This is a genomic window from Leisingera sp. ANG-M7 (assembly GCF_000813965.1).
GTDB lineage: Bacteria > Pseudomonadota > Alphaproteobacteria > Rhodobacterales > Rhodobacteraceae > Leisingera.
The window spans coordinates 27582-53512 of sequence record NZ_JWLI01000028.1 but is presented as its reverse complement, the minus strand read 5'-3'; the positions used below and the strand labels follow the sequence as shown (position 1 = coordinate 53512).

General features: G+C 65.3%; 21 protein-coding genes. 9 read left to right on the top strand and 12 right to left on the bottom strand.

The window, feature by feature from the left end; genetic code table 11:
• Positions 1 to 98 precede the first annotated feature (98 nt).
• The 3 genes from RA26_RS21130 to RA26_RS21120 all read left to right on the top strand — a co-directional run bounded on the left by RA26_RS21130 (position 99) and on the right by RA26_RS21120 (position 2663).
• On the top strand, positions 99 to 782 hold the full coding sequence (locus tag RA26_RS21130; RefSeq protein ID WP_039187288.1) for a DnaA N-terminal domain-containing protein: 684 nt from the start codon (positions 99 to 101) through the stop codon (positions 780 to 782).
• A 105-nt stretch (positions 783 to 887) separates the two neighbouring features.
• Positions 888 to 2162 (top strand): Vi polysaccharide biosynthesis UDP-N-acetylglucosamine C-6 dehydrogenase TviB, encoded by a 1275-nt coding sequence (gene tviB, locus RA26_RS21125; protein ID WP_039187286.1) that lies wholly within the window; start codon positions 888 to 890, stop codon positions 2160 to 2162.
• 66 nt (positions 2163 to 2228) lie between these two features.
• A complete protein-coding gene (locus RA26_RS21120; RefSeq protein WP_039187284.1) occupies positions 2229 to 2663 on the top strand; it encodes a GFA family protein in 435 nt (144 codons plus the stop codon).
• Positions 2664 to 2678: 15 nt separating this feature from the next.
• Here the strand turns inward: RA26_RS21120 and RA26_RS21115 are convergent, their stop codons facing one another.
• From RA26_RS21115 to RA26_RS21095, 5 genes are all read right to left on the bottom strand, one after another.
• Positions 2679 to 3293 carry a LysE family translocator gene (locus RA26_RS21115; protein ID WP_039187283.1) on the bottom strand — a complete coding sequence of 205 codons (615 nt, stop codon included), beginning with the start codon at positions 3291 to 3293 and terminating at the stop codon, positions 2679 to 2681.
• 83 nt (positions 3294 to 3376) lie between these two features.
• Positions 3377 to 4288, bottom strand: coding sequence for a MurR/RpiR family transcriptional regulator (locus tag RA26_RS21110; RefSeq protein ID WP_039187280.1), 912 nt, complete (start codon positions 4286 to 4288; stop codon positions 3377 to 3379).
• Between the two features lie 49 nt (positions 4289 to 4337).
• Entirely contained in the window at positions 4338 to 4640 is a 303-nt protein-coding gene (locus tag RA26_RS21105) for a type II toxin-antitoxin system RelE/ParE family toxin (RefSeq protein ID WP_039187277.1), read from the bottom strand.
• Positions 4633 to 4869, bottom strand: a complete 237-nt coding sequence (locus RA26_RS21100) for a type II toxin-antitoxin system ParD family antitoxin (RefSeq protein WP_039187274.1) — start codon at positions 4867 to 4869, stop codon at positions 4633 to 4635. The genes RA26_RS21105 and RA26_RS21100 overlap by 8 nt, the downstream gene beginning before the upstream one ends.
• A 144-nt stretch (positions 4870 to 5013) precedes the next feature.
• Positions 5014 to 9048 (bottom strand): PEP/pyruvate-binding domain-containing protein, encoded by a 4035-nt coding sequence (locus tag RA26_RS21095; protein ID WP_039187272.1) that lies wholly within the window; start codon positions 9046 to 9048, stop codon positions 5014 to 5016.
• 233 nt (positions 9049 to 9281) lie between these two features.
• On the opposite strand from RA26_RS21095, the gene RA26_RS21090 reads away from it, so the two are divergent.
• Entirely contained in the window at positions 9282 to 10178 is an 897-nt protein-coding gene (locus RA26_RS21090; RefSeq protein ID WP_039187270.1) for a PhnD/SsuA/transferrin family substrate-binding protein, read from the top strand.
• A gap of 17 nt (positions 10179 to 10195) precedes the next feature.
• Positions 10196 to 12484, top strand: a complete 2289-nt coding sequence (locus tag RA26_RS21085; RefSeq protein ID WP_039187267.1) for a response regulator — start codon at positions 10196 to 10198, stop codon at positions 12482 to 12484.
• Between the two features lie 79 nt (positions 12485 to 12563).
• Here the strand turns inward: RA26_RS21085 and RA26_RS21080 are convergent, their stop codons facing one another.
• The 3 genes from RA26_RS21080 to RA26_RS21070 are packed head-to-tail and all read right to left on the bottom strand — an operon-like array spanning position 12564 to position 14622.
• Complete coding sequence (locus RA26_RS21080; RefSeq protein WP_039187264.1) at positions 12564 to 13370, bottom strand: metal ABC transporter permease; 807 nt, start codon at positions 13368 to 13370, stop codon at positions 12564 to 12566.
• Positions 13367 to 14143 (bottom strand): ATP-binding cassette domain-containing protein, encoded by a 777-nt coding sequence (locus RA26_RS21075; protein ID WP_039187262.1) that lies wholly within the window; start codon positions 14141 to 14143, stop codon positions 13367 to 13369. Before RA26_RS21075 ends, RA26_RS21080 begins: the two co-directional genes overlap by 4 nt.
• Complete coding sequence (locus RA26_RS21070; protein WP_039187258.1) at positions 14140 to 14622, bottom strand: Fur family transcriptional regulator; 483 nt, start codon at positions 14620 to 14622, stop codon at positions 14140 to 14142. The genes RA26_RS21075 and RA26_RS21070 overlap by 4 nt, the downstream gene beginning before the upstream one ends.
• A 100-nt stretch (positions 14623 to 14722) precedes the next feature.
• Between RA26_RS21070 and RA26_RS21065 the strand changes: the two genes are divergently transcribed.
• Positions 14723 to 15853, top strand: coding sequence for a zinc ABC transporter substrate-binding protein (locus tag RA26_RS21065; protein ID WP_052272523.1), 1131 nt, complete (start codon positions 14723 to 14725; stop codon positions 15851 to 15853).
• Between the two features lie 32 nt (positions 15854 to 15885).
• On the opposite strand, the gene RA26_RS21060 is transcribed toward RA26_RS21065, so the two are convergent.
• Both RA26_RS21060 and amaB read right to left on the bottom strand, forming a co-directional pair.
• Entirely contained in the window at positions 15886 to 17157 is a 1272-nt protein-coding gene (locus RA26_RS21060) for an NAD(P)/FAD-dependent oxidoreductase (protein ID WP_039187253.1), read from the bottom strand.
• Positions 17147 to 18649, bottom strand: coding sequence for an L-piperidine-6-carboxylate dehydrogenase (gene amaB / locus RA26_RS21055; RefSeq protein WP_039187251.1), 1503 nt, complete (start codon positions 18647 to 18649; stop codon positions 17147 to 17149). The genes RA26_RS21060 and amaB overlap by 11 nt, the downstream gene beginning before the upstream one ends.
• A 138-nt stretch (positions 18650 to 18787) precedes the next feature.
• On the opposite strand from amaB, the gene RA26_RS21050 reads away from it, so the two are divergent.
• From RA26_RS21050 to RA26_RS21040, 3 genes are all read left to right on the top strand, one after another.
• Positions 18788 to 19693: a LysR substrate-binding domain-containing protein gene (locus RA26_RS21050; RefSeq protein ID WP_082015904.1), complete on the top strand. Its 906-nt coding sequence runs from the start codon at positions 18788 to 18790 to the stop codon at positions 19691 to 19693.
• A 1-nt stretch (position 19694) separates the two neighbouring features.
• Positions 19695 to 20582, top strand: coding sequence for a LysR substrate-binding domain-containing protein (locus RA26_RS21045; protein ID WP_039187248.1), 888 nt, complete (start codon positions 19695 to 19697; stop codon positions 20580 to 20582).
• 126 nt (positions 20583 to 20708) lie between these two features.
• Positions 20709 to 21917: a pyridoxal phosphate-dependent aminotransferase gene (locus RA26_RS21040; RefSeq protein ID WP_039187245.1), complete on the top strand. Its 1209-nt coding sequence runs from the start codon at positions 20709 to 20711 to the stop codon at positions 21915 to 21917.
• Here RA26_RS21040 and RA26_RS21035 read toward each other — a convergent pair.
• Positions 21914 to 24451, bottom strand: a complete 2538-nt coding sequence (locus RA26_RS21035; protein ID WP_039187243.1) for an AMP-binding protein — start codon at positions 24449 to 24451, stop codon at positions 21914 to 21916. The two genes, RA26_RS21040 and RA26_RS21035, sit on opposite strands and share 4 nt — an antisense overlap.
• Before the next feature lie 175 nt (positions 24452 to 24626).
• A complete protein-coding gene (gene guaD / locus RA26_RS21030) occupies positions 24627 to 25925 on the bottom strand; it encodes a guanine deaminase (RefSeq protein WP_039187305.1) in 1299 nt (432 codons plus the stop codon).
• Between the last annotated feature and the right edge of the window lie 6 nt (positions 25926 to 25931).

The window sequence follows — 25931 nt, the reverse complement described above, 5'->3', positions numbered from 1 at the left end:
GCAAACCGGCCAACGCATTTCCCGGAAAAATGCCCGGGAGCACATGAGGCAGCATATCCCGGCCCAGGAGGGCAGGGGAGGGAGAAACGGGGGCAGAAATGCTTGCCAAACGGCCTGCGGGGCGAAACGCCTCAGCATTGAAGTATGACATCCTCACGGCGATGGGGGCTTATGCGCTTGGCCAGGGCAAGGGCGCGCAGAAGCTGGTTCTGCGTTTCATGACATTGATGACCGCACGCTACAACTGGCAACGGGATGAGCTGGCCGTGGGGCAGCGCGAGATCGCCCGGCTGTGGGACGTGGACGAACGCACGGTGAAGCGCGAGATGGCCAAGCTGCGCGGCATGGGCTGGCTGGTGGTAAAGCGGCAGGGCGCCCGCGGGCGGGTGACGGAATACGGCATCGATCTGGAGCGGCTGCTGGCAGACACGCAGGAGCGCTGGGGCGCGGTGGGGCCGGACTTTGCGCACCGGATGCAGGGCGCGGATGAGCCTGCGCCGAATGTTGTGCCCTTGCGCTCCGGCGCGGTACCGCCTGCTCCGGATGTTTCGGACGGCAGCGAATGGAGCCTGGCCAAGGCGGTGCTGCATGCGGAAGACCCGGCCAACTATGCCTCCTGGCTGCAGGGGCTGGAGCGCGCGGGCAGGGCAGGGGGCAGGCTGGTGCTGAAGGCGCCGAGCCGGTTCCATGCGAACTACGTGATGTCCCATCTGATGCCGCGGCTGCTGGCGGCCTGCCGGGATGTGGACAGCGACGTCTCCGCGATTGTTGTGGAGGCGTGAGGCCGAAACCGCACGCCTGCGGTTGAACCCCTTGGGGCCAAGGCATTATGTGGGCGGGCAGGGGGCCTGGCGTGACAGGCCCCGCGGAACAAGGAGCAGCCGGACATGAGCGGCGCGCAAGACAAAATCTGTGTCATTGGCCTGGGCTATGTCGGGCTGCCGCTGGCGGCGGCCTTCGGGCAGCACCGGGAGGTCGTGGGGTTCGACATTGATCCCTCGCGCATTGCCGGATTGCGCAAGGGCGAGGACCGCACCCGCGAGCTGGAGCCTGAGGAACTGGCCGCTGCGGAGTTTCTGCGCTTCACTTCGGACCCGGCAGAGATTGCGGATTGCTCCATCTATATCGTCACCGTGCCGACGCCGGTGGATGCCAGCCACCGCCCGGACTTGAGCCCGCTGCTGGCGGCCTCTACCATTGTGGGCAGTGTGCTGAAACCCGGTGATCTGGTGATCTATGAATCCACCGTCTATCCCGGTGCCACCGAAGAAGACTGCGTGCCGGTGCTGGAGGCGCGGTCAGGGCTGACATTCAACGTTGATTTCTTTGCCGGCTACAGCCCGGAGCGGATCAACCCCGGCGACAAGCAGCGGCGGCTGAAGGATGTGGTGAAGGTGACCTCCGGCTCCACGCCCGAAGTGGCGGAGCGGGTGGATGCGCTGTACCGCGAGGTGGTTGCGGCGGGCACACACAAGGCCGCAAGCATCCGGGTGGCAGAGGCCGCCAAGGTGATCGAGAACAGCCAGCGGGATATCAATATCGCGCTGGTGAATGAGCTGGCCAAGATCTTCAACAAGATGGATATCGACACCCAGGCCGTGCTGGAAGCGGCTGGCACCAAATGGAATTTCCTGCCGTTCCGCCCGGGATTGGTGGGCGGGCACTGCATCGGGGTGGACCCCTATTACTTGACGCATAAGGCGGAGCAGCTGGGCTATCATCCCGAGATCCTGCTGGCGGGCCGCCGTCTGAACGACGGCATGGGCGCCTATGTTGCCGGTGAAATGGTCAAGGCGATGCTGAAGCGCGGCCTGCCGGTGGCGGGTGCGCGGGTCTTGGTGATGGGGCTGACATTCAAGGAGAACTGCCCGGACCTGCGCAACACGCGGGTGATTGATGTAGTGCGCGAGCTGCAGCAGTACGGCGCGCAGGTGGATGTGTTTGATCCCCATGCGGATCCGGCGGAGGCGCAGGAGGAATACGGCATTCCGCTGGTGTCCGGGCCGGGGCAGGGGGCCTATGCCGGGGTCGTGCTGGCAGTGGCGCATTCCGAGTTCCGGGAGATGGGCGCAGCAGCGATCCGCGCCTTGGGGTCCGAGGGCGCGCTGGTCTATGACCTGAAATATGTTCTGGCGCCGGACGAGGCGGATTTGCGGCTCTAACCGGGGAAATCTCCCGCTCAGCCTCGAATTGCTGTATCCTTGCCCCTGCCGGTGAGGAGGTTAGTCATGACCGATGTTCTGGAAGGCCGCTGTTTGTGCGGTGCGGTGAAAATCCGTGTTGAGGACGCGCATGATCCGCGCCCCGGGGCCTGCCACTGCCGCATGTGCCAGCGCTGGAGCGGCGGGCTGTTTCTGTGTTTCGAGGCCGATGCGGAGGCGGTGACCGTGGAGGGACCGGTGGCGCGCTATCAATCCTCTGCCTTTGCCGAGCGGGCGTTTTGCAGCACTTGCGGTTCGCATCTGTGGATGCGGGACGTGGATGAGGACGGCGGCCCCTATGACCTGATGCCGGGGCTGTTTGATGAAGCGCTGGCCTGGCCGCTGAGGTCCGAGATCTATGCCGACCGGGCGATGGCATCGGTGCGGCTGGGAGGGGATCACAAGCGGGCCACCCGGGACCAGTGGGAGGCGCAGAACCCGTTTATTGATGGCGATGTCTGAGGAGCGGGGGGCGCCTCAGCGGTCTGTGCGGGCCAGTGCCAGGCCGAGGCCGGAAGTGATGAACAGCGCGCCGGTCAGCCGGTGGCGCAGGCGGCCGAGCCTCAGGATCGCGGGCCGGGCCGATTGTGCAGAGGCCGCCCAGAGCATGTCACCTGCAAAAATCACCGCCAGATAGATCGCCGCTGCGGTGAGCAGGGCTGCTGATCCGGCGCCAGGAGCGATGAACTGCGGCAGGAAGGCTGCGTTGAACAGCAGGGTTTTCGGATTGATCAGGGCCAGCAGCAGGCCTTGCCAGAAGATGGTGCGGCGCGGCTTGCGGCTGGCCTTGGCCTCTTCCATGCCGGCAACGCCCTGCCGCCAGGAGTGCACGCCGAGATAGAGCAGACAGGCGACACCGGCCCATTTCAGCCACAGGAAGGCGGAGGCGGCGAATTCCAGCACCGCGGCAAGCCCCAGAACCACGGCAGCCAGCTGCAGGGCCACGCCTGCGGTGGTGCCAAGCACGGTCAGTGCGCCAAGGCGGAAGCCGCGGGCCAGCGTATTGGCGATGATCAGTGCCACATTCGGCCCCGGAACCGCCACCAGAAGCGCTGTTGCGCCGGCCAGCGCCAGTGCCATCGTCAATTCCATGGGATTACCCTCCGCCTGTTGTGCAGGCATAAGACGCGGGCAGACCACCGCTGGCAACTGTTTTTCGGCTTGATGCTCGGGGCCTACCGTCCGATGCGCGGCAGTTTCGGGCCGCTCCAATAGGCGCCGCTGTCCTGGCGCAGGGCGTCATAGGCCTCGATCCGGCGCCGGGCGTCTTCGCCGCCGGCCTCGATCAGATGGCTGAGCAGGCATTCCAGCACGGCCATGGCGCCGCCGATAGCGCCGAAGGGATGCAGGGAGTTAGCGGCCACTGCCAGCACATGGTCAGTGCGGATGCCGGGGGCGATCACCTCGCTGTCGGAGATCAGGATCACCGTTGCGCCGCGCTCGCCCGCCAGCCGCAGCGCCTGGATGGTACCGGCGGAGTAGGGGGCGAAGGTGACGGCGATCAGGCAATCCTCGGGGCCAATGTCCAAGAGGTCGTCGAGTGCTGCGCCCATGTGGCGGGGGATGAGGTCCAGTGACGGCAGGGCCATGCGGCCGACATAGTGGAAGTAATAGGCCAGCGCATAAGATGAACGGGTGGCGGTGACATAGCTGCGGCGGGCCGTCAGCAGCGTGTCCACGATGGCCTGGGTGCGCTCAGCCGTCATCAGCCGCAGGGAGCGGGAGGTGATGTTCAATTGGTTTCGCGCGGCGGCGGCCTGCAGCTTGCCTGCGGGGCCTTCGTCCTGCATCCGGTCCAGCCAGTCCTGGCCGAGGTCGGCCTCATGCGTGGTGGTGAGGGCAGCGCGGAAGGGGGCGCGGAAGGCCTCAAACGTGTCATAGCCCAGGTGTTGGGCGAGGCGGACAAAGCCGTTGGCGCTGATGCCGGTCCTTTCTGCTGAGGTGCGGACGGTGTCGAGACCGAAGTCGCCGGGGTTGTCGATCACGTATTTCGCCGCCGCTTTCAGTTTCGGCGGCAGGTCGTCCATGCGGTCCTTCAGATGCTGGATCAGCCGGGCGGTTTTCCGGGGGTCAAGATGCGGGTCCATGCGCCATATCAGAGCAGATGTGCGGAAAATGGCAAGGCCGGAACGGGCGTTATTCCGAAAGGAACGCCATCAGGTCCTGGCGGGCGTGCAGGATGCGGATGATTTCCGGGCGGCCCTGCTCCAGCCGGTAGATCACAAGATGCGCGCCGGTGGGGTGGATGCGGACAGGAGGCGTGAATTCCGGTCGTTCGCGGGCCATTCCGGGAAAGTCTGCAAGCAAGTCGAACAGCGCAAACAGGCTGCCGGCATAGGCGTCTGCCTGCGCTTCCCCCCAGGTTTCCAGGCCATAGCGCCAGATCGCAGCAAGGTCGTCGCGGGCGGCGGGGCGGATCCGCCAGCGCGGCTCAGCCATTGCGGCGCATGGCGGCCTTGAAGCTTTCGGCTGTTAGCGGTTCCGCCGGACCGCTGGCGAGACCTGCGTCGATGGCCGATTGCAATTCGGCAATCGCAGCGGAGCGGGCCTGATCGCGGCGGATCAGGTCGCGGACATAGTCGCTGGAATTGGCATAGGTGCCGTCGCGGGCCTGTTCCTCGACCCAAGTTTTCATCTGCTCCGGCAGGGAGACGTTCATGGTGGCCATGGGCGGGCTCCTTTCGCTGGGACAGGATATGGCAATCTTTGCCATGTTTGCAAGGGGAGGGGACTGGCGGGCGGAATCGCCCACCCTACGTAAAAAGCCCGCAACCAGTTGGCGCGGGCTTTTCTCTTTTCCTGTCTGGCCGGGTTAGGCGGAGACCACCTTGAGGCCCTTTTGCTCCAGCGGCTGGATGGTGCCGTCTTCGCTGACGGTTACCTGCTCGCCATGCTCAAGGCTGTCGAGGCCCTTGCAGGCGACCAGCATCAGAACGTCCTTTTCGCGGGCGACGATGGCCATGTGGCTAAGCCAGCCGCCGACCTCGGACAGCACGGCGCCGGAGCGCTGCACCCACGGCAGCCAGGCCGGGTTGACCATGCGGCAGACCAGGATGTCGCCGTCCTGGAAGTCTGCGAAGGCTGCGGGATCGATGCAGCTGTCGTCCTCCATCCAGAACACCCGGGCGGTGGCGCTGCCGCTGCCCGCGACGCAGGTGCCGCCCATGGTACCGTCGCCCGCCTGGGCTTGGGCGCCGAGCGACAGCAGTTCGCAATCGCGCAGGGTGAGGGTGACGTCTGTGGGGGCGGATTTCTTGCGCAGGGCTTCTTTTTCTGCGCGGGCCTCTGCCAGTTCGCGGAGAGGCGCCGGGTTGGACCAGTTGCTGTCCAGAACTTCGGTGAAGGTCAGGCTGAATACCAGATCCTCCAGCCCGCTTACCTGACCCAGGGCCAGGAGGGCGCGGCGCAGTTCGGCGACGACGCGCAGCGCCTCGTGCTTGGCCTGTTCCTTGAGGTCCTGATAGGCGATGGCGATGCCTATGGTATCGTCCAGCTCATCCGGCAGGTTAGCCGGGACCGGCACTGCGCCGATCGGCTCCACCGTGCTGTCGAGCAAGGAATTCAGCAGCGCCGGAGCCTCGGCGTAGCGAGGCGAGGACAGCTCGTAGTCGAAGATCGACCGGTGGCCCATCAGCTTCATGGCACGCGCCTGGGCATCCTTGCCGGTGCAGGAGGCGAGCAGGCTGGAGGGCGCGTTGGGCAGCTCTGCGTGCATCAGATGCGCGCGCAGGGCCGGGTCGCCGGCCGCCGCCGAACCTGCCTCGCCCATGGTGAAGCCTGCCAGGATGTTGATCTTCTCGGCTTCCAGGTAGACCACTTGGATGAACATGCCCTTGAGGGTGGAGATCGCCTCAAGCAGTTTGTCCTGGGGCAGGGCGGTGTAATCCACGGCCTGCCAGATCGCCAGCTTGTTGCGCAGTTCCGGCATCACTTCGCTGCGGAAGCGGGCGATCATCGGATGCGCCTGCTTGCGCAGCTGCTTGGCCTTGGCGGCGGTGAGTTTCAGGGTCATGTCCTGCTTCAGCGCCACATCGACATATGTCTTGCCGAACAGGTTCACCAGATGGCCGTCGCGCCCCTCGGGCAGGCCATAAGGCACGCTGAGGGCACGGCAGGCCAGGTCAACGCTGCCGCCCGGCGCCCACATCTCGCTCATCAGCGAGAAGGAGAGCGGGGTGGGGCGGGGCAGGACCTCTGACATTTCGTCCTGTTCCAGGATGGCCTGATCCGGGTCAGCGCCGGCGTAGCGGTCCAGCAGGCCGCGCCATTCGGCGAGACGAGTCTGCTCCTGTTCGGTCCCCAAGGACAGCGTGGTGATGTCACGGCTTTGCACGATCTGGAACTCGCCGTTTGCATAGGCCCATTCGACGTCCTGCGGGCAGCCGAAGGTCTCCTCGATCTGTTTGCCAAGCGCCAGGAGCGGCGCCATGTCCAGGGTCTGGTCCTGATCGGCATCCGCCGGCAGGCCGGTGTAGCGGCCAAAGCGCAAGCTGGTCGGGGTGACGCGGCCGGACACCAGATCCTCGCCGCAGCCCTCGACCCATTCGATCATCGCCATGCCGGGCGCCATCGGGTCCTGGGTGAAGAGGACGCCTGCGTATTCCGCCTGCACCATCTCCTGCACCACGATGTTGCCCTGATCGGTGCTGTCGCCCTCGCCGGAGTAGCTGGCGGCGCGTTCAGACGAGAAGCTGGTCACAACTTCGTCCAGTGCGGCGCGCATGGTGTCTGCGGTCACGTCGAGCACCGATTCAAAGACACCGGCAAAGCTTTGGTCGTGGCCGTCCTCATTGCTGGCGGAGGAGCGCACGGCGACCGGTTTGCCGCCAGCCAGGGCAAAGACCTTGGCTGCAAAGGCGTCTTTCTTGGCCTCGGACATTTCGCGGTAGCCGTGGATTGCATCAGAGCGCACGATCACGCCGCCCGGTACCGGCAGGCCGGCATTGCGCAGGATCGACAGGCGCAGGGCCTTGTTGCCGGCGTGCTCCAGCTCCTCGGTGTAGCCCATCGGGATCACGCCGCGCGGCAGCTTGGCAAGGCGGCGCTTGTGGGCGCGCAAGGCAAAGGCTTCGCCCAGTTTGCGGTGCATGCCGGTGACATAGGCGCGCTGCACCAGCAAGAGCGTCAGGCTGAAGCTGAGATAGGCATTGGCGGCGCCCGACAGGCTGAACACCATGGCAAAGAGCGCGGGCATGCCCAGCACCATCCACAGGGTTTTCTGGCGCGGGGTCTTGGCTACGGCCCAGAGCAGGTAGACGGCGGCGAGCGCGCAGAACAGCACCGGCATGATGTACAGCGGATCGGGCAAGCCGAGGTCGGCCATCCACAGGAACGGGGTCTGCAGGCTGGCGCTGGCCTCCTGCGCGGCAGAGACGCCCAGCATCATCACCGGCAGGAACAAGAGCGCGGTGAGGTTCTTCATCGGCGTCAGCCCCTTGTCGGCGTAGAACGCCTGCACCGCGCGTGCCTTGCGCACCGGGTCATGGGCCAGTTTCGCCTTCAGCGCCTTCATCTCCTCCGCGGTTTCATTGGTGATGATCTGGTCGCGTTCGGATTTCAGCGCCACCGGCAGCACCAGGATGCGGGTCGCGATGGACAGCGCCAGGAGGCCCAGCAGGATATGGCTGCGCTCATGCACCCACAGAAGGGCGGCTGCCAGCGCCGAGATCGCCTTGTCCCAGAGGCCGGTCTGCTGGTCGGCCAGCCATTCCTGCACATGCGGTTTCGGCTTGGGCGCGACGAAATATTCCCACGGCAGGGTGTAGCGGCCGCGGAAGTCGATGCCCTGCTGCGACAGTTCCAGCCCAAGCACCTGGCTCATGAAGCAGCTGCGGCGGTCATAGCAGGCGGCGATGGTGGGTTTGGCGGGGTCCAGCTGTGCAATGCGGTCCATCAGGTCCGCGGTGGTCATCTTGCGGATCGGGATGTTGATGGCGCCGGGCAGGTGGCCGGTTTCAAAGTCGCCGGGATAGCGGGTGTCGACGATCTGCAGGTCCTCGGTGGTCAGCAGCTGCTCAAAATCGGCAGTGCTGAGCAGCACATCCTTGCCCGGGTATTCCGGGATCGCGCGCAGGTCGGAGAGGGATTGCACGTCCTTGTCGGAGAACTCGCGGCCCTCGACGATCCACTTCTCGATGCCGCCGGCAATAAAGCTGCAGTCGATGCCCATCGCCGCCAGCTTGGCGCAGGTTTCAGACGAGCGGTTGCCGTTGTGGCAGAACAGAACAACCTTCTGGCCGGGCTGGACCGGCTGGCTCTCAACGAAATCCGGGAAGCGGATATGGGTGGCGCCGGGCAGGGTGCCCATGGCGTTTTCGCCGGTTTCGCGGATGTCGTAGAACAGGGTCGAGCCGTCCCCCAGCGCCGCGGCGGCGTCTGCCGTGCTCATCGCCAGCGGATGGTCCTCTTGCTTGGAGAAGCTGGTTTCCTTGAGCGAAGCGTCCTTGATAGTGGTGCCGTCAAACTGCGCTGGCCGCGTCAATGTGGCCTGCAGTCTTGCTAGCTCAGCCTGCTCATGCGAGGTATATTGCCAATAGTTGCCTGCAGCCAGAGCAAGGGCTGCCAGAACGAGGACAGAGATCAGCTTGACCGGGTAGCGCCGCGGTGAGGCGCCCGGTTTGGGAGTAAAACCCAGTTTCGCCGCAATGACAGCGCCTAAACCGGAAATCATGGCAATTCCCACGGCGAGAACCTGGGACAGCGAAGAGACCGAGCCGATCACCAGTTCCGGCGAGGGAATGGCAAAGGCCGCAACCGGAAGCGCGGATAAAAGCGATGCCAGCACAAAGGTTTGTGCTGAGCGGCGGACGGACCGTTTGGTCCTGGAGGGAATAGAGGTCTGCTTCACGGTGGTTCCTGTCGGGCCAGCTGAGTCTGTTCTTCTGAAATTATGGCGAATTTGCCTAAAAGATTACGAAAACCTTACTGAAGGGTTAATATAGAGGCCGAAGAATAAAAGAACCGCAAAATTTTTCCGAGAATTGCAGGTGCGTTAACATTGTATTCTTATCTTTCTGCCATGTAACCAAGGTGCGCGGCCTCCCTGCCGTGCCAGCCGATGTCAGTCAGGAGGCTAGACTCGTGAAACTGTTAAAGTGGACCATTGGTATCATTGCAATTTTCGGGACGGGGCTGAGGCGTGCCGTCCCTGGCGCGATTCTGACGGCTTGGCTTGCGGCATTTCTGCCCGGTGTTTCCATGGCCGGGACGGATTTGATTTTCGGCACGTATGCGGCGGATAAACCAACCGCAACGGTCAAAAAATACCAGCCTTTCCTGTCTTTCCTGGCCAAGCGGATGAGCGAGGAGCTGGGAGAACCGGTCACGATCCGGCTGAAGATCGCCAAGGAATACGAGGAAGGCATCCGCCAGCTGGCCAGCGGCGAGGTGGACTTCTCAAGGTTCGGCCCGGCATCTTATGTGCATGTGATGAAGGAAAACCCGGACGTCCGGATCATCGCAATGGAATCGCAGAACGGCCAGAAGCGGTTCAAGGGCGTCATCGTGGTTCACAGCGACAGCACGGTGCAGTCGGTCGAAGAACTGGCCGGCCTCAGTTTCGCTTTTGGCGACGAGCTGTCGACCATCGGCCGCTACTTGGCTCAGGAATATCTGCTGGACGCCGGCATCAGCAGCGGCGATCTGCTGGAATTTGCCTATCTCGGCCGCCATGACCTGGTGGGCGAGGCCGTAGGCGCGGGCAAGTACACAGCGGGTGCCTTGAAGGAAAGCACATACAAGAAGCTGGCGGCCAAAGGGGTTCCGATCCGGGTTCTGGCGTCTTTTGACAATGTGACCAAGCCCTGGCTGGCGTCGCCGGAGATGCCGGCCGACGTGCTGGAAGCGATGCGCAACGTGATGCTGTCCTCGGAAAACGAGGAGATCGTGCGCCGGATTTCGAAGAACGGCTTCCTGCTGGGTGACGATCAGGATTATGACATTATCCGCCGGGCGATGGAGCGCAGCCTGGCCTTTTAGAGCACCGCGTTGATTGAATGAAACGGACAAGCATCCTTTTCCAGATCGTGCTGTCGCTGCTGCTGGCGGCTTCGGCGGTCGGCTTTGTGGTCGGCGATCTGGCGCAGCGCCAGGAGGCGCAAAGGCTGGAAGAACAGCTGGCGGAGCAGGCGGACCTCACCGTCTCGCTGCTGAGCGGCCTTATGCTGGAATCGATCATTGTCGAGGATGTGCCGGTTCTGGAAACCGGCCTGATCGAAGCCGTCACCCGCAAACCGCAGATCGTTTCCATTCAGATCCGCAGCCCGGCAGGCAAGCTGCTGGCCTCCGCTGAAGCTGCCGGTGCGCCACCGGACGGCGGCCGGGTCATGTATGAGCGCCCGATCGAGCTGGAAGGCGCGGTTTTCGGCACAATGGTTGTCGAGTGGTCGACCCAGGAAGGTGAGGCGCTGGTGGCCTCGTCGGTGCGCCAGATCATCCTTTGGACAGTGGTGCCGGTACTGGTTCTGTCCTTCCTGGTGCTGCTGCTGGTGCATGGCCTGGCCCTGCGGCCGCTGCAGATGATCCACAAGCGGATGTCGGATGCGATTTCCGGCCTGCGCAGCCCGGCTGACAAACTGCCGTGGTATGCGTCGCGCGAGTTCCGGGCACTGGATTTCTCGGTCGGGGTGCTGGAGGAAACCTTTGCCGAACGCGACGAAAGAGAGTTCGCGCTGGAGCAGGCCCGCGAGTCCGCGGATATTGCCAACCGTGCGAAGTCGGAATTTCTCGCCAATATGAGCCATGAGATCCGCACGCCGATGAACGGAGTCATCGGCATGGCGGAACTGCTGCAGGAAACTGAGCTGAACGAAGACCAGCAAATGTATGCAGAGACCATTGCCAAGTCCGGCTCCGCGCTTCTGACAATCATCAACGATATCCTGAACTTCTCCAAGATCGAGGCTGGCAAGGTCGAATTCAGTATCGAGTCCTTCAATCTGCAGACTGCGGTTGAAGACGTGGTCACCCTGCTGTCGCCAAAGGCGGCGGAGAAAGGGGTCGAGATCACCATGCGCTATGATCCGGCCTTGCCCGAAGTCTTTGAGGGAGACGCCGGCCGGATCCGGCAGGTGATTACCAATGTGGCGGGCAATGCCGTCAAGTTCACCAGCGAGGGGTATGTCTACATCGAGGTGACCGGGCAGCTGCAGGACACGGGCTGCCACATGCTGCAAGTGCAGGTGCGCGATACCGGCATTGGCATCGAGCCGGCCCGTGTCGGCAAGATCTTCCGGGCCTTCGAACAGGCTGACAACGCCGCCACCCGGAACTTTGAGGGCACCGGTTTGGGGCTGGCGATCTCCTCTCAGCTGCTTGCGCTGATGGGCGGGGCGGTGGAGGTGGATTCTGAGCCTGGCAAAGGCTCAGTGTTTACAATCCGCGTGCCGCTGCGGGCTGGCAGCCGGGCGGAAGCGGCCCCGGCGGGAAGCCCACAGAATCTTGCCGGGCTGCAGGGCTTGCTGGTGGACGATCTGGAGCTGAACCGGGTGATCCTGTCGGAACGGCTGAGTGCCTGGGGAATGTCCTGCACTCTGGCGGCATCTGCGCATGAGGGGCTGGAAATCCTGGCCGATGCGCAGCTGGACGGGCGCCGGTTCGACTTGGTCATTCTTGACTACCAGATGCCGGCCATGGACGGGCGCGCCCTTGCGGCGAGGATCCGGTCGATGCCGGGCTTTGAGGGAGTGCCGCTGATCATTCTGTCGTCCGTTGAGCACGCGCTGAGCCGTGCCGACTGCGAAGCAATCGGCGCCTGCGAGTTCGCGCTGAAACCAGTGCGGTCGGTGCAGCTGCGGCAGGTGCTTGAGCGGGTTCTGAGCCTGCCGGCCGCCCGCAGTGCGGACCCCGGGCCCGGCCGCAAAGCCGGGCCGGGTCAGCCGGAACGCCGCCTGAAGCTGCTGCTTGCCGAGGACAACCGCACCAATCAGCTGGTGGTGACCAAGATGCTGAAAGATGCTCCGCTGGACATCACAATTGCCAAGAACGGTCTTGAGGCGGTTGCGCAGTTCCGTTCCGAACGGCCTGATATCGTTCTGATGGACATGATGATGCCGGAGATGGACGGGCTCGAAGCCACCGCCCAGATGCGCCGGATCGAGGCCGCGGGCGGGGGCAGGAAATGCCCGATCGTGGCACTGACTGCAAATGCGCTGCAGGCGCATCGCGAAAAATGCCTGCAGGCCGGCATGGACGATTTCCTGAGCAAGCCAATCAACAAGAAAGCCCTGACCGACGCGATCGGCAAATGGACCGGCACCCCGGACCTGCAGCGCACCGGCAGCTGAACCGCGCTGCTGCAGGCAGGCGGAAGGTTTGCAGGAAGCCTGCGGCAGGGCGGATGCCGGGTCGTTCGGGGGGCAGGGCCTAGCTGCGGCGGCGCTGCAACAGCAGTCCGGCCAGGCTGGAGGCGGCGAACAGCCCGGCAGCGAGGCAGACGATGCTGGGGCCTGCGGGCGTGTCCAGCACAAACGCTAGCTGCAGTCCGCCGGTGGCCGCCAGCATCCCCAGCAGACCGGCAATAACCGCCATGCGTTCAGGTGTCGCTGCAAAGGGGCGGGCGGCGGCGGCCGGGATCAGCAGCATAGCGGCAATCAGCAGCACGCCGACCACTTTGATCGCCACTGCCACTACCAGCGCTAGCGCAATCGTCAGCACCATCTGCTCGCGCCGGGGATCAATACCGGCGGCATGGGCCAGGTCCGGGTTCAGGGTGGCGGTCAGCAGCGCTGACCAGCGCCACCACAGAAGCGCCAGTACCAGCACCGCGCCGCCCCAGATCACCGCGAGGTCGGCCCGGCCCACCGCGAGGATGTCCCCGAAGAGGTAGGCCATCAGGTCGATCCGCACCCCTTGCAGGAAGGAGACCGCGACCAGGCCGAAGGCAAGCGAGGAGTGCGCCAGCACACCCAGCAGCGTGTCCATCGCGTAGCCGCGCCCTGCGAGTGCCGACACCGTGGTAGCCATTGCCAAGGCGGTCGCCAGAACCCCGGCAAAGACCGACACATCAAAGCTGAGCGCCAGCGCCACGCCGAGGATCGAGGCATGCGCGGTGGCATCGCCGAAATAGGCCATCCGGCGCCAGACCACAAAACAGCCCAAGGGCGCGGCGGCCAGCGCTACGCCGATGCCCGCCAGCGCGGCACGGATCAGGAAGTCGTCAAGCAGCGTCATTCGGCGGCCTCATGCGGGTACCCTTTCCCGTGCCCATGGCCGTGCTCGTGGGCGCAGCCGTGGTCGTGGCTGTGGTTGTGTTCATGCCGGTAGAGCGCCAGCGCGCCCTGGGTGCCGGTGCCAAACAGCGCCCGGTATTCCGGGGCGGAGGCGACATGCTCCGGCGCGCCTTCGCAGCAGACATGGCCGTTGAGGCAGATCACCCGGTCGGAGGCCGCCATCACCACATGCAATTCGTGGCTGACCATCAGCACCGCGCAGCCAAGGTCCTGGCGGACCTTCTCGATGCGCTGGTAAAAGGCCGCCGAGCCGGGCTGGTCCAGACCTTGGGTGGCCTCATCAAGGATCAGCAGCTGCGGATTGCACAGCAAGGCGCGGGCCAGCAGCACCCGCTGGAACTGGCCGCCGGACAGGCCGGACATCTGCCGCGCTGCCAGATTTCCGGCGCCGGCCTGCTCCAATGCCTCCGCGGCACGGGTGTCAGATACCCGATCCGGCAGGCTTAGGAAGCGCCGCACGGTCAGCGGCAGGGTGGGGTCGATGTGCAGCTTTTGCGGCACATAGCCGATGCGCAGCCCTGGCGCGCGCCGGATAGTGCCGCGCGCAGGCTTCTGCGCCCCGATCACGCTGCGCAAGAGAGTGGACTTGCCGGAGCCGTTGGGGCCGACCACGGTGACGATCTCGCCGGCAGCAATCGACAGGCTGACGCCGGACAGCACCGTGTTGCCGCCATGCGCCACCGTGAGGCCGTCGAGGGAGATCAGGCTGCTCATGCGGCGGGTTTCTCCTGGCATTTCGGACATAGGCCCTCGGCCTCGATCACCGCGCGCTCGATCACAAAACCGGCGTCGCGGGCGGCCTCGCCAAGCTGGCCCTGTGTGGGTTCGCGCTGCGCTTCGGCAACTGCGTCGCAGGCGCGGCAGATCAGGAAGACCGGCGCGTGGCTTTCGCCCGGATGGGTGCAGGCGATGAAAGCATTGAGACGCTCGATCTTATGCGCAAAGCCGTTTTTCACCAGGAAATCCAAGGCCCTGTAGGCAACCGGCGGCTGCGAGCCGAGCCCCTCTTCGCGCAGCCGGTCGAGGATTTCATAAGCCCCCAGCGCGCGGTGCTCCTGCAGGAGTATTTCCAGCACCCGGCGCCGGACCGGGGTGAATTGCAGGCCTTCGGCCCGGCACTGGGCATCCACGGCGGCGATCCCGTCCTGGATGCAGCTGCTGTGGTCGTGTGGGGCAAAGCCGATGGAGTCCATGAACGGTGTCCTTTAGCGCGGCGGCGGATTTGCCTCTTGATATGTTATGTTATGACGTTTATCAAGTCGCGTGATGTTATAAGATTACATGGGGCGCAACATGCGGAAATCTGGCGTTTTGAGGAGCGGTGCGGCAGCGGTGGCTTTGCTGGCGGGGGCGGGCGCTGCCTGGGCAGATGTGCCGCGTGCGGCGGCGGATATTGCGCCGGTGCATGGGCTGGTGGCGCGGGTGATGCAGGGGCTGGGTGAGCCTGCTCTGGTGGTTCCGCCCGGGGCCTCGCCGCATGGCTATGCGATGCGCCCGTCGGAAGCGCGGGCACTGGATCAGGCGGATGTTGTGTTCTGGCTGGGCGAGGCGCTGACCCCCTGGCTGGAAGGCCCGCTGGAGGAACTGGCCGGTGATGCGCACCGGGTGGAACTGCTGGAGGCCACGGGCACCACGGTTCTGCCATTCCGCGAGGGCGCCCGGTTCGAAGCGCATGCCCATGATGAGGAGCATGATGATCACGCGGGCCATGACGGTCACGGTGATCATGACGGTCACGGCCATGACGCGCACACGGAAGGCCATGACGGTCATGCGGATCACGAAGGTCATAATCACGAGGAACATGCCGACGGGCACGGCGATCACGATGATCATGCCTCGCATGAAGGGCACGGCCACGAGTCACATGGAGAGGCGGGCCACGAAGACCACGCCGAGGGGCACCACCATGAGGGTGCCGACCCGCATGCCTGGCTTCTGCCGGCCAATGCACAACTGTGGCTGGATGTGATCGCAGAGGAGCTGGCGGAGCATGACCCGGACAATGCGGCGGCCTACAGGGCCAATGCCGAGGCGGGCAAGCAGGAAATCGCGGAGACCGTGGCAAGCGTTTCGGCCACGCTGGAGCCGTTCCGGGCCAAGCCGTTCATTGTGTTCCACGATGCCTATCAGTATTTCGAGCAGGGCTTTGGCCTCAGTGCGGCCGGGGCGATCTCGCTGAGCGATGCGGTGAAACCCAGCCCGGCGCGGATTGCCGAAGTGCGCGAGGTGGTGGCGGAGCTGGAGGTGGCCTGCGTGTTCTCGGAGCCGCAGTTCAATCCGGGTCTGGTTGCCACAGTTCTGGACGGCACCGGGGCAGGCACCGCGGTGCTGGATCCGCTGGGGGCAGGGCTGGAGCCGGGACCGCAGTTCTATCCGGCGCTGTTGCAGGACATCGGCGCGGCGATTGCCGGCTGCGAGTAACAGGGAGGCGGGCTTTGGGTCCGCCTTTTCTTTCATCTATTGCTGATGAGGTGAGTGAGCGTGGCGCCGGTCTCGTAATAGGCGCTGCGCAGGCCTGCGAATGGCAGGCTGTGGTCCGGGGCGGGCGGCACTGGCAGGCAGGCGCTGTCCCCGCTCAGCAGCGCCTCGGCCATGGCAGTCCCGAACAGTGTGCCGGGGCCGATACCGCGGCCGGAGTAGCCGAAACAGGCATAGCCGCCCTGCAGGTCCAGGATCTTGGGCAGGTGTTCGGTGGTCATGGCGATGCGGCCGTGCCAGTGGCTGTGCAGTTTCACATCCTTCAGCTCAGGATAGAGCGCTGCCAGCTTGCGCGGCAGCCAGCTGCGGTGCAGGGCGCTGCCGAAATGGTTGAGCGCGCCCATGCCGCCGATCACCAGCCGCCCGGCCTGATCCAGCCGCCACGACGACATCACCAGCGCGGTGTCCCAGCAGCCTTCCTTCATTGGCAGGATCTTGTCCAGCAGCGGGCCGGGCAGCGGATCGGTGGCCGCCTGGAAGTAATGCACCGGAATGACCTGCGGTGCGGTGTAGCCGGAGATCTCGCGGGCATAGGCGTTTGTGGCCATGATCAGGTGTTTGGCGCGGAGGCTGCCCTTGGGCGTTGCCACATGCCAGGCGGAGCCCTCACGGCTGATGGTTGTGGCGGGGGAATGGGCGTGCAGCTGGGCGCCCGCCGCGGCGGCGGCGCGGGCAAGGCCGCGGACATAGGCCAGCGGCTGGATGGTGCCCGCGCGCGGGTCGAACAGCGCGCCGTGCACGGCCTCGGATCCGGTGCGCTGGATGGCGTCTTCGCGGGAGAGAAGTTTTACTGGAGCGCCAATGGCGGTGAGCTGGCCGTGGCGGCGCCGCAGGTCGTTCATCCCGCCAGGCGCATGGGCGCAGTGCAGGGTGCCGCCGCGCTCCGGCTCGCATTGGATGTCGTGTTTTTCGATCAGAGCGAACACCATGTCCGGCGCGCCTGCCAGCAGCTCTGACAGGCGGCTGCCGGTCTCAGTGCCCAGTGCGGCGTTGATGTCTTCGGGCGGCAGCCAGAGGCCGGCGTTTGCCAGCCCCACGTTGCGCCCCGAACCGCCGCTGCCGATGTCCCCGGCCTCGATCAGGCGGACCGAGGCGCCCAGTTCCGCAGCCTTCAGTGCCGCCGCGCAGCCGGTATAGCCGCCGCCGATCACCACCAGATCGGCCGTTGCCTCCCCGGTGAGGTCCGGGAAGGCGGGGGTTTCCTGGCAGGTTTGGTGCCAGAGGCAGGACGCCAGATCAGATGTCAAACTTGATCCCCTGAGCAAGCGGCAGCGCGCGTGAGTAGTTCACGGTGTTGGTCTGCCGGCGCATGTACCCTTTCCAGGCGTCGGAGCCGCTTTCGCGTCCGCCGCCCGTCTCCTTCTCGCCCCCGAAAGCGCCGCCGATTTCAGCGCCGGAGGGGCCGATGTTCACATTGGCAATACCGCAGTCGGAGCCCGCTGCCGAGAGGAAATATTCGGTTTCGCGCACGTCGGTGGAGAAGATGCAGGAGGAGAGGCCCTGGGGCACTTCGTTCTGCATTTCAATGGCTTGGTCGAGATCCGTGTATTTCACCACATAGAGGATCGGGGCGAAGGTTTCGGTGTGCATGATGGCGGTCTGACCGGGCATCTCGGCGATGGCCGGATGCACATAGGCGGCGTTGGCAAAGCTGTCCGCCAGCGCCCGGGTTCCGCCGTGCACGGTGCCGCCTTCTGCCTGCGCACGCTCCAGCGCGCTGGTCATTGCGTCCAGCGCTGCGCCGTCGATCAGCGGGCCGACCAGGGTGCCATCGGCCAGCGGGTCGCCGATGGGCAGGCCCTCATACGCCTTGATCAGGCGGGGGATCAGCGCGTCATAGATGTCCGCGTGCACGATCAGGCGGCGGAGCGACGTACAGCGCTGGCCGGCGGTGCCGACGGCAGAGAAGACGATGGCGCGCAGGGCCATTTCCAGATCGGCGGAGGGCGCCACGATCATCGCGTTGTTGCCGCCCAGTTCCAGAATGGTGCGGCCCAGGCGTTTGGACATATCGCCCGCAACCGCCTTGCCCATCGGCACGGAGCCGGTGGCGGAGATGATGGCAACGTCCCTGGAGGCGGTCAGCGCCTCGCCCAGGTCCCGCTCGCCGATCAGCACCTGAATGAGGCCCTCGGGCGCGTCCCCGCCAAAGGCGGCCATCGCGCGCTCGCAGATTTTCTGCACGGCGAGGGCGGTGAGCGGGGTTTTCTCCGACGGTTTCCAGATCACCGGATCGCCGCAGACCAGTGCCAGCGCCGCGTTCCAGCACCAGGGAGCGACGGGGAAGTTGAAGGCAGTGATGATCCCGCAGGTGCCCATCGGGTGCCAGCTCTCGCGCATCGCGTGGCCGGGACGTTCGGAGGCGATGGTGAGGCCGTAGAGCTGGCGCGAGAGACCCACCGCAAAGTCGCAGATGTCGATCATCTCCTGCACTTCGCCCAGCCCCTCCTGATAGATCTTGCCGCATTCCAGGGTTACGAGGCGGCCCAGGTTTTCCTTTTCGCGGCGCAATTCGTCGCCCAGCAGCCGCACCAGCTCGCCGCGGCGGGGGGCGGGGACCAGGCGCCAGGATTTGAAGGCATCCTTGGCGGCGGCGATCTGCGCTTCGGCCTCGGCCGTGCTGTGGGTTTTCAGGCGGGCGATTTCGCTGCCGTCCACCGGCGTGGTGACGGTCAGGCTGCCGCCGTTCAGCTCGGCTTGGGTCAGGCCGGCAGCGGCGAGGATGTCGGAATGGGGCATATCAGCGTCCTTTCGGTGCGAGGGCAGGGCATGAGGAAAACTTTAGGGTGATCTCCCGGAATGTCCCGCCGGGCATAGGTCTGATATAGAAATTGCACCTTGCGAGCCGGATTGCTAATGAAAGTAAATCCTGCACCCATGAGTTATCATCATATGATTGCGCCGCGCCGTTTCCTGCCCTCAATCCCGTCGCTGCTGGCGCTGGAGGCGGTTGACCGGCTCGGCAGCGCCTCGGCGGCGGCGGAGGACCTGTCGCTGACGCAAAGCGCCATCAGCCGCCAGCTGAAGCAGCTGGAGGAGCAGATGGGGGTGGACCTGATCGCCCGCGACCAGATGCGGATGCAGCTGACGCCGGCGGGCACCGGCTTTGCCAAGGAGGCGCGCGCAATCCTGACGCGGCTGGCGCAGGCCTCCGTCAAGCTGCGCGCCAATCCCGACGGCGGCAGTTTCACCCTGTCAATCCTGCCGTCCTTTGGCCTGCATTGGCTGGCGCCGCGGCTGAAGGATTTTGCCGCGTCGCATCCCGGCATCACGGTGAACCTGCACACCCACAACTTGCCGTTCAGCTTTGACACCGGCTCTGCGCAGGCGGCGATCCACTATGGCACCCGTGACTGGCCGGGGGTGGAGTATCTGCCCCTGATGCCGAAACATGTGCTGCCAGTCTGCGCGCCGGGGCTGATGGAGGGGCCGGTTTCCAGCCCGGCGGCACTGCTGGACTATCCGCTTTTGCATCTGGAAACCCATCCCGATTGCTGGGAGCAGTGGTTTCATTTGCATGATGTGCCGGCGGCCAAGCTTCGGGGGATGCTGTTTGACCAGTCGTCGGCGATGACGCAGGGTGCGGTGCATGGGCTGGGGGTGGCCTTGCTGCCGGACTTCCTGGCGGAGAATGAGATTGCGCAAGGGCGGCTGGCGCTGGCGATGGAGGGCGCGGCGGTGAGCCTGGGCGAGTATTTCCTGGTCTGGCCTGCGGATCAGGCGGAGGAGTATCCGCTGATCAAGTTCCGCGAATGGCTGCTGTCGCAGCTAGAGGAGAAGTAACATGCGCCTGCCGAGCCTGACACATCTGCGCTGTTTCGAAAGCGCTGCGCGGCACCAGAGCTTCACCGCTGCGGGGGAGGAGCTGGGTCTGACCCAAAGCGCTGTCAGCAAGAAGGTGAAGGAACTGGAGGCGGACCTTGGCTTCGACCTGTTCCAGCGGGCCGGGCGCGGCGTGGTTCTGACGCCGGCAGGGCAGGGGCTGGCGGCCGATCTGGAGCTGGATCTGGCCGGGCTTCGCGCGACCCTGCAAAAGGCCGCCGCCGCCGGGGCCGGGCGCTCGGCCCTGCGGATTGCGGTGCTGCCGGCATTCGCCAACCTCTGGCTGATCCCGCGGCTGCCGGATTTTTTTGCCCGCCATCCGGATGTGGAGCTGAGCTTCTCCACCCGGCTGGAGCCGTTTGACTTTGCCCGCGAGAACTTTGACTTGGCGGTGCATTACGGGCTGGATAACTGGCCCGGCACCCATATGGCGCCGCTGTTTGGCGAGGAAATGGTGCCGGTCTGCGCGCCCGGATTCTTTGCCGCGCATCAGCTGGAGCAGGCGGGCAATCTGGCGCAGGCGCCGCTGTTGCACCTGGAAAGCCGCGCGGGCTCCTGGGCGGAGTGGTTCGAGCGGGCAGGGCTGGCGGGCGCACCGCGGCAGGACGGGCGCTATTTCGATCAGCACTCGATGGTGATTGCGGCGGCTGCGGCGGGACTGGGGGCGGCGATTGTGCCTTACGACATGGTGGCGCGGGAGATTACGGGCGGCGATCTGATGCGGGTCCCAGGGCCGGCGCTGGAGTCGCGCAAGCGCTATTACCTGGTGCGTCCGCACGGGGTTGTGCCGGAGGCGGTGCAGAAACTGGAAGCCTGGATGCGCAAGCAGTTGCGGAGCAGGCCGGAGTGAGATCATCCACCTGGCCGATAGGCCGGGTATGACGAACAGGAATGGATGCCGTCGAAACCGGCTGGTATTTCAAGAGCGGCTTTCGTTTCAATCTGGCTGTGCCATAACCAGCAGGGAGCCTTCGCCATGGCCCAGTTCCGCCGCGCCGCCCGTCTTGACCCGATCGGGGTCTCTGAAATCCTGACCATCGGTGCCAAGGCGGCGGAGATGAAGCGCCAGGGCGCGCCGGTGATCATCCTGGGCGCCGGGGAGCCGGACTTCGACACACCGGAGCACATCAAGGAAGCCGCCGCCGCCGCGATGCGGGCGGGGGAGACGAAATACACACCGCTCGGCGGCACGCTGGATCTGCGGCAGGCGATCCAGGCCAAGTTCAAGCGCGACAATGGTCTGGACTATGCGCTGGACGAGATCATCGCCGGCACCGGCGCCAAGGAAATCCTGTTCGATGCCTTCATGGCCAGCCTCAACCCCGGCGATGAGGTGATCGTGCCGACGCCGTATTGGACGTCTTATTCCGATATCATCCGCATTGCCGGCGGCGAGCCGGTGCTGGTGCCTTGCGGGGACGGCACCGGCTTCCGGCTGACGGTGGAGAAGCTGGAGGCGGCGATCACGCCGCGCACCCGCTGGCTGCTGCTGAATTCGCCGTCGAACCCGGCGGGGGCCGGCTACAGTGCCAGCGATTACCAGCCGCTGATGGAAGTGTTGCTGCGATACCCGGACATCTGGCTGATGGGTGATGACATGTATGAGCACATCACCTATGGCGGCTTTGAGTTTGCCACACCTGCGCAGGTGGAGCCGCGGCTGAAGGACCGGGTGCTGACGGTGAACGGCGTCTCCAAGGCCTATGCGATGACCGGCTGGCGGCTGGGTTATGCGGGCGGGCCGAAGGCGCTGATTGATGCAATGAAGGTGGTGCAGTCGCAATCGACCTCGCATCCGTCTTCGGTGTCGCAGGCGGCGGCAGTGGCGGCTTTGAACGGACCGCAGGAGGTGCTGGCGGAGCGGCGGGCGAGCTTTCAGGCGCGGCGCGATCTGGTGGTGGAGGCGCTGAACGGGATGGAGGGGATCAGCTGCCCGGTGCCGGAAGGGGCGTTCTACACATTCGCCAATTGCGCGGGCGTGCTGGGAAAGCGCACGCCGGAGAGCACAGTGCTGGAGACGGACGCGGATTTCTGCGCCCACCTATTGGACCAGCACCATGTGGCGGTGGTGCCGGGCCGCGCCTTCGGCATCTCGCCCTATTTCCGGATTTCCTATGCGACGTCCGAGGCGGAACTGCGCGAGGCGCTGAGCCGGATCACGAAAGCCGTGGCGGCGCTGGTTTAAACTTCGGCCAGTGCAGGCTGGCGGGCGCGGGCGTTGGCCCAGGCCCGCACCAGCTGCCGCTGAACCGAGGCCACCGCCAGCCCCAGGGCGATGCCGCCCAGGATGCCGAGGGTGTTGACCAGCGCGCTGCGGCCCTCCAGCCCGATCATTGGCATCAGGATCTCCGGCACGAGCCGGTGCAGCAGGTAGATCGGGAAGGCCGCCTGCGCCAGCCGCATGACTGCGCGGGAAACCGGGCGCGGAAGCGGCATCCGCTGGACAAAGATCAGCCCGGCGATCAGCGCCAAGAGCCACATGTATTTGATCCAGCCGCCGTACCAGTTGCCGCCGAGGTAGGCGGCTGCGGGCATGATCACGCAGGCGGCACCCAGCAGCACCAGCTGCTGGCGCAGCCCCCCGGCGGCGGTGATGCACCAGCCGATGGCGAACAGGTAAAGGACCCAAGGCACCGTGAACTGCGCGCGCCCGCCAATGTTCCAGACCTCCGGCGCAATCAGGCGGATAGCCACGGCAAACCCGAGCAGGCACAGGCCCGCACGATAGGCGCCCTGGTGTGCCAGCCAGCGCCGCACCGGCGGCAGCGCAAAGGGCAGGGCGATCAGCAGGGTGATCTGCCAATAGGCCTCCACGAACCAGTAGAGATAGGGCAGCATCAGATGGGTTTCCGGCGTGGTCAGGGCAAAATTCCCGGCCAGGAAGACAGAGACCCAGGGCACCTGCTCCCACGCCACGGCATAACCTGCCAGAACCAGGTAATAGGGGATCAGTACCGCGGCCACGGGTTTGAAAAAGCTGCGCATGTCACCCGCGCTCAGCGCCTCCCAGCGGTAGCCGGCAACGCTCATCCCCATCAGGATCACCATTGCGGCGGCGCCGCCGTAGGTGGGCCAATGGGTCTGATGGGCGATGACCACGGCGAGGATTGCAATCACCCGCGCGACCAGGTCAAACGGCAGGCTGCTTCCGCGGGCCGGGGCGGTGGTCTCCAGCTCCTTGATGGGCATGGTTTCCCAGCCGGCCGGGGCGCCGCCCAGTGCTTCGTCCAGCGCCAGCGACAGCTCCACATGGCGCAGGGAATCGCCGCCGAGCGATGCGAAACTGTCATTGCGGCCCACGGTTTGCGGCGCAAAGGCGGCCTGATAGGCGGCCAGCACGCCCTTGGTGCGCGCAGGCTTGGCGGATTGCGCCTTGAGCGCCGGATAGTCGATTTTGCCATTGGCGCGGCGCGGCAGGGATTTGCGCGCGACCACGGTGAAATGCTGCTGGCCGACGCCCGTCAGCCTGGCAGCCAGCGCGGCGATGCCGTCCTCCGGCCCGCTGATGGCGATGGAGATGCGGGTGTCATCACCCCAGACCGCGGCCTCATGCCCCTGGGCAGCCAGTGCGCGTTCGATGGCGTCATGGCCGATGCGCAGGCCCGCAATCTTGGACATGCGCGACAGCCGTCCGGTGATATGGTACAGCCCATCGGCATCGCGCCGGGCCAGGTCGCCGGTAGCCAGTTCGCTGAGCTCTGCACCCTTGGCCAGATCGGCGCTGCCCTCGGCATAGCCCATCATCACATTCGGGCCTTTGTAGACCAGCTCACCCTCGCCTTCGGGCGCGGTGATGTCGTTGCCGCCCGCATCGCGCAGCAGCAGCTGGCCGCCGGGGATGGCGCGGCCTGCGGCGCCGGGGTGCTCCAAAGCCTGTTCTGGCGGCAGGTAGCTGATCCGTGCGGTGGCCTCGGTCTGGCCGTACATGACGAAGAACCGCCCGGCCCGGGCCTGCATCCGTGCGACCCAGCTGCGGACCTGTTCTGCCTCCATCGCGCCGCCCGCTACGGTCAGGGTCTTGATGGTCTCCGGCAGCGCATGGGACAGGCCCGCGCTGTCCAGCAGCCGGAAGTGATGCGGCACACCGGCTAGGCTGGTGGCGCCGGAGGCCTCAAGCGCAGCGGCGAAACCGGGTTCCAGCACTGAGCCGGGCGCGAGCCAGAGGCTGGCGCCGGCGGCCAGATGCGAGTGCAGCACCGACAGGCCGTAGGAATAGTGCAGCGGCAGGATCAGCGCAGCGCGGTCCTGGGGCTGGATCTCCAGGTATTCCGCGATGGCACTGGCGTTGCTGCCCACGGCATTGGCGGACAGGCGCACACCGCGCCCGTGGCCGGTGCTGCCGGAGGTTTGCAGCAGCAGGGCAAGGTCCGGGTGGATGCCGGCCGGCTCATGCGCATGGTCCAGCAGCTGCCAGGTGCCGCCGATGCAGCGGAAGCTGGCGGCAGGGCGGAAACGGTCTGTCAGGCTTTCGGCGGTGGCCTCATCCCCGGCGGGCAGCGGCATCACGGCATGGCCTGCGGCCAGCGCGCCGAGATAGGCGGTGATGGCTTGCGGATCGCCTGCCGTCTCAACCGCAATCAGCCGCCGGTCCTGCGGCAGCTGGCGGGAAAACTGTTCCGCGGCATCTGCCAAAGCGGCATAGGTCAGCTGGGTTCCATCTGCCGCAATCAGGCAGGGACGGGCGCCGAACGCGCGCAATTTGGCCAGGTCGTAAAACATCCGCAACTCCTTCGAGCGCGGCGGGTATTATAATTTACTAATTTTGTCAATTATTCCTGGGCGGCTTGTTGCCGTCTTTTTACACGTGCGTCAGAGCGGCATGAAAAATGATTGTAATCTTGATTATGGTAATAAACTGGAGGGGTGCCGCGGGCGCTGGCCCGCGGCGGCAAGGTCAGGATTTCATCGGCTGGCCGGCCACATAGGTCTGCGCGATGGAGCGGTCGTCGCCCAGGGTCTGCAGGATGAACAGCTCTTCGGACAGGGTTTCCGCCCGCTGCATCCGCAGGTCCATCGCGTGGGTGGCGCGGGAATCGAGCACGACGATGTCGGCCTCGGTGCCTGCCTCCAGCGTGCCAATCTTGTCCTCCAGCCCCAGCGCCACGGCGTTGCCGCGGGTGATCCAGTGGAAAGCGCGCAAGGGGTGCAGTTTCTGGTTCTGCAATTGCAGAACCTTGTAGCCCTCGTTCAGGGTCTGCAGCATCGAATAGCTGGTGCCGGCGCCGATGTCGGTGGCAATGGCATTGGTGATGCCGCGCTCGCGCAGGCCTGCGTCGTCGAACAATCCGCTGCCAAGGAACAGGTTCGAGGTCGGGCAGAACACCGGCTTGGCCTGGGTTTCAGCCAGGGCATCAATCTCGCGCGGCTGCAGGTGGATCGAGTGGCCCAGCAGCATCTTTTCCGTCAGCAGCCCGTAGGACTGGTAGACGTCCAGATAATCGCGCGCCTGCGGGTAAAGCTCGGCAGTAAAGGCGATCTCGTCGTGGTTTTCCGACAGGTGGGTCTGCACGTAGCAGTCCGGGTGCTCCTGCACCAAGGCACCCGCCATCTCCATCTGGTCGGGGGTGGAGGTGATGGCAAAGCGCGGGGTGATGGCATAAAGCCCCCGGCCCTTGCCGTGGTATTTCGCGATCAGCTCCTTGGTGTCATCATAGCCGCTGACCGGCGTATCCAGCAGGCCCTCCGGCGCGTTGCGGTCCATCAGCACCTTGCCGCCGATCATCCGCATGTTGCGGCGGGCGGCCTCGGTGAAATAGGCCTCGGCGGAGGTTTTGTGGACCGAGCAATAGGCCACCGCGGTGGTGGTGCCATGGCTGGTCAAGAGGTCAAAGAAATGCCCGGCCATCCCGGCACTGTGGCCGGCATCGGCAAAGCGGACCTCCTCCGGGAAGGTGTAGTTGTTCAGCCACTCCAAGAGCTGCGAGCCCCAGGAAGCGATCACCTGCACCTGCGGGAAATGCAGGTGGGTGTCGATGAAGCCGGCCATCAGAATGTTGGGGCGGTGGTCGATCACCTCGGCGCCTGCGGCCTGCGGAGCGAGCGCGTCATAGCTGCCCTTGGCCACGATCATGCCGTCCGCGACCAGCAGTGCGCCGTCCTCGATGAACTCATAGGCGCTGGTGTCCTGGGGGTCTTGCGGCTCGGCGGTGAAGGAAAGCACCCGGCCGCGCAGCAGCGTCTGTTTCGATGTCATATCTGT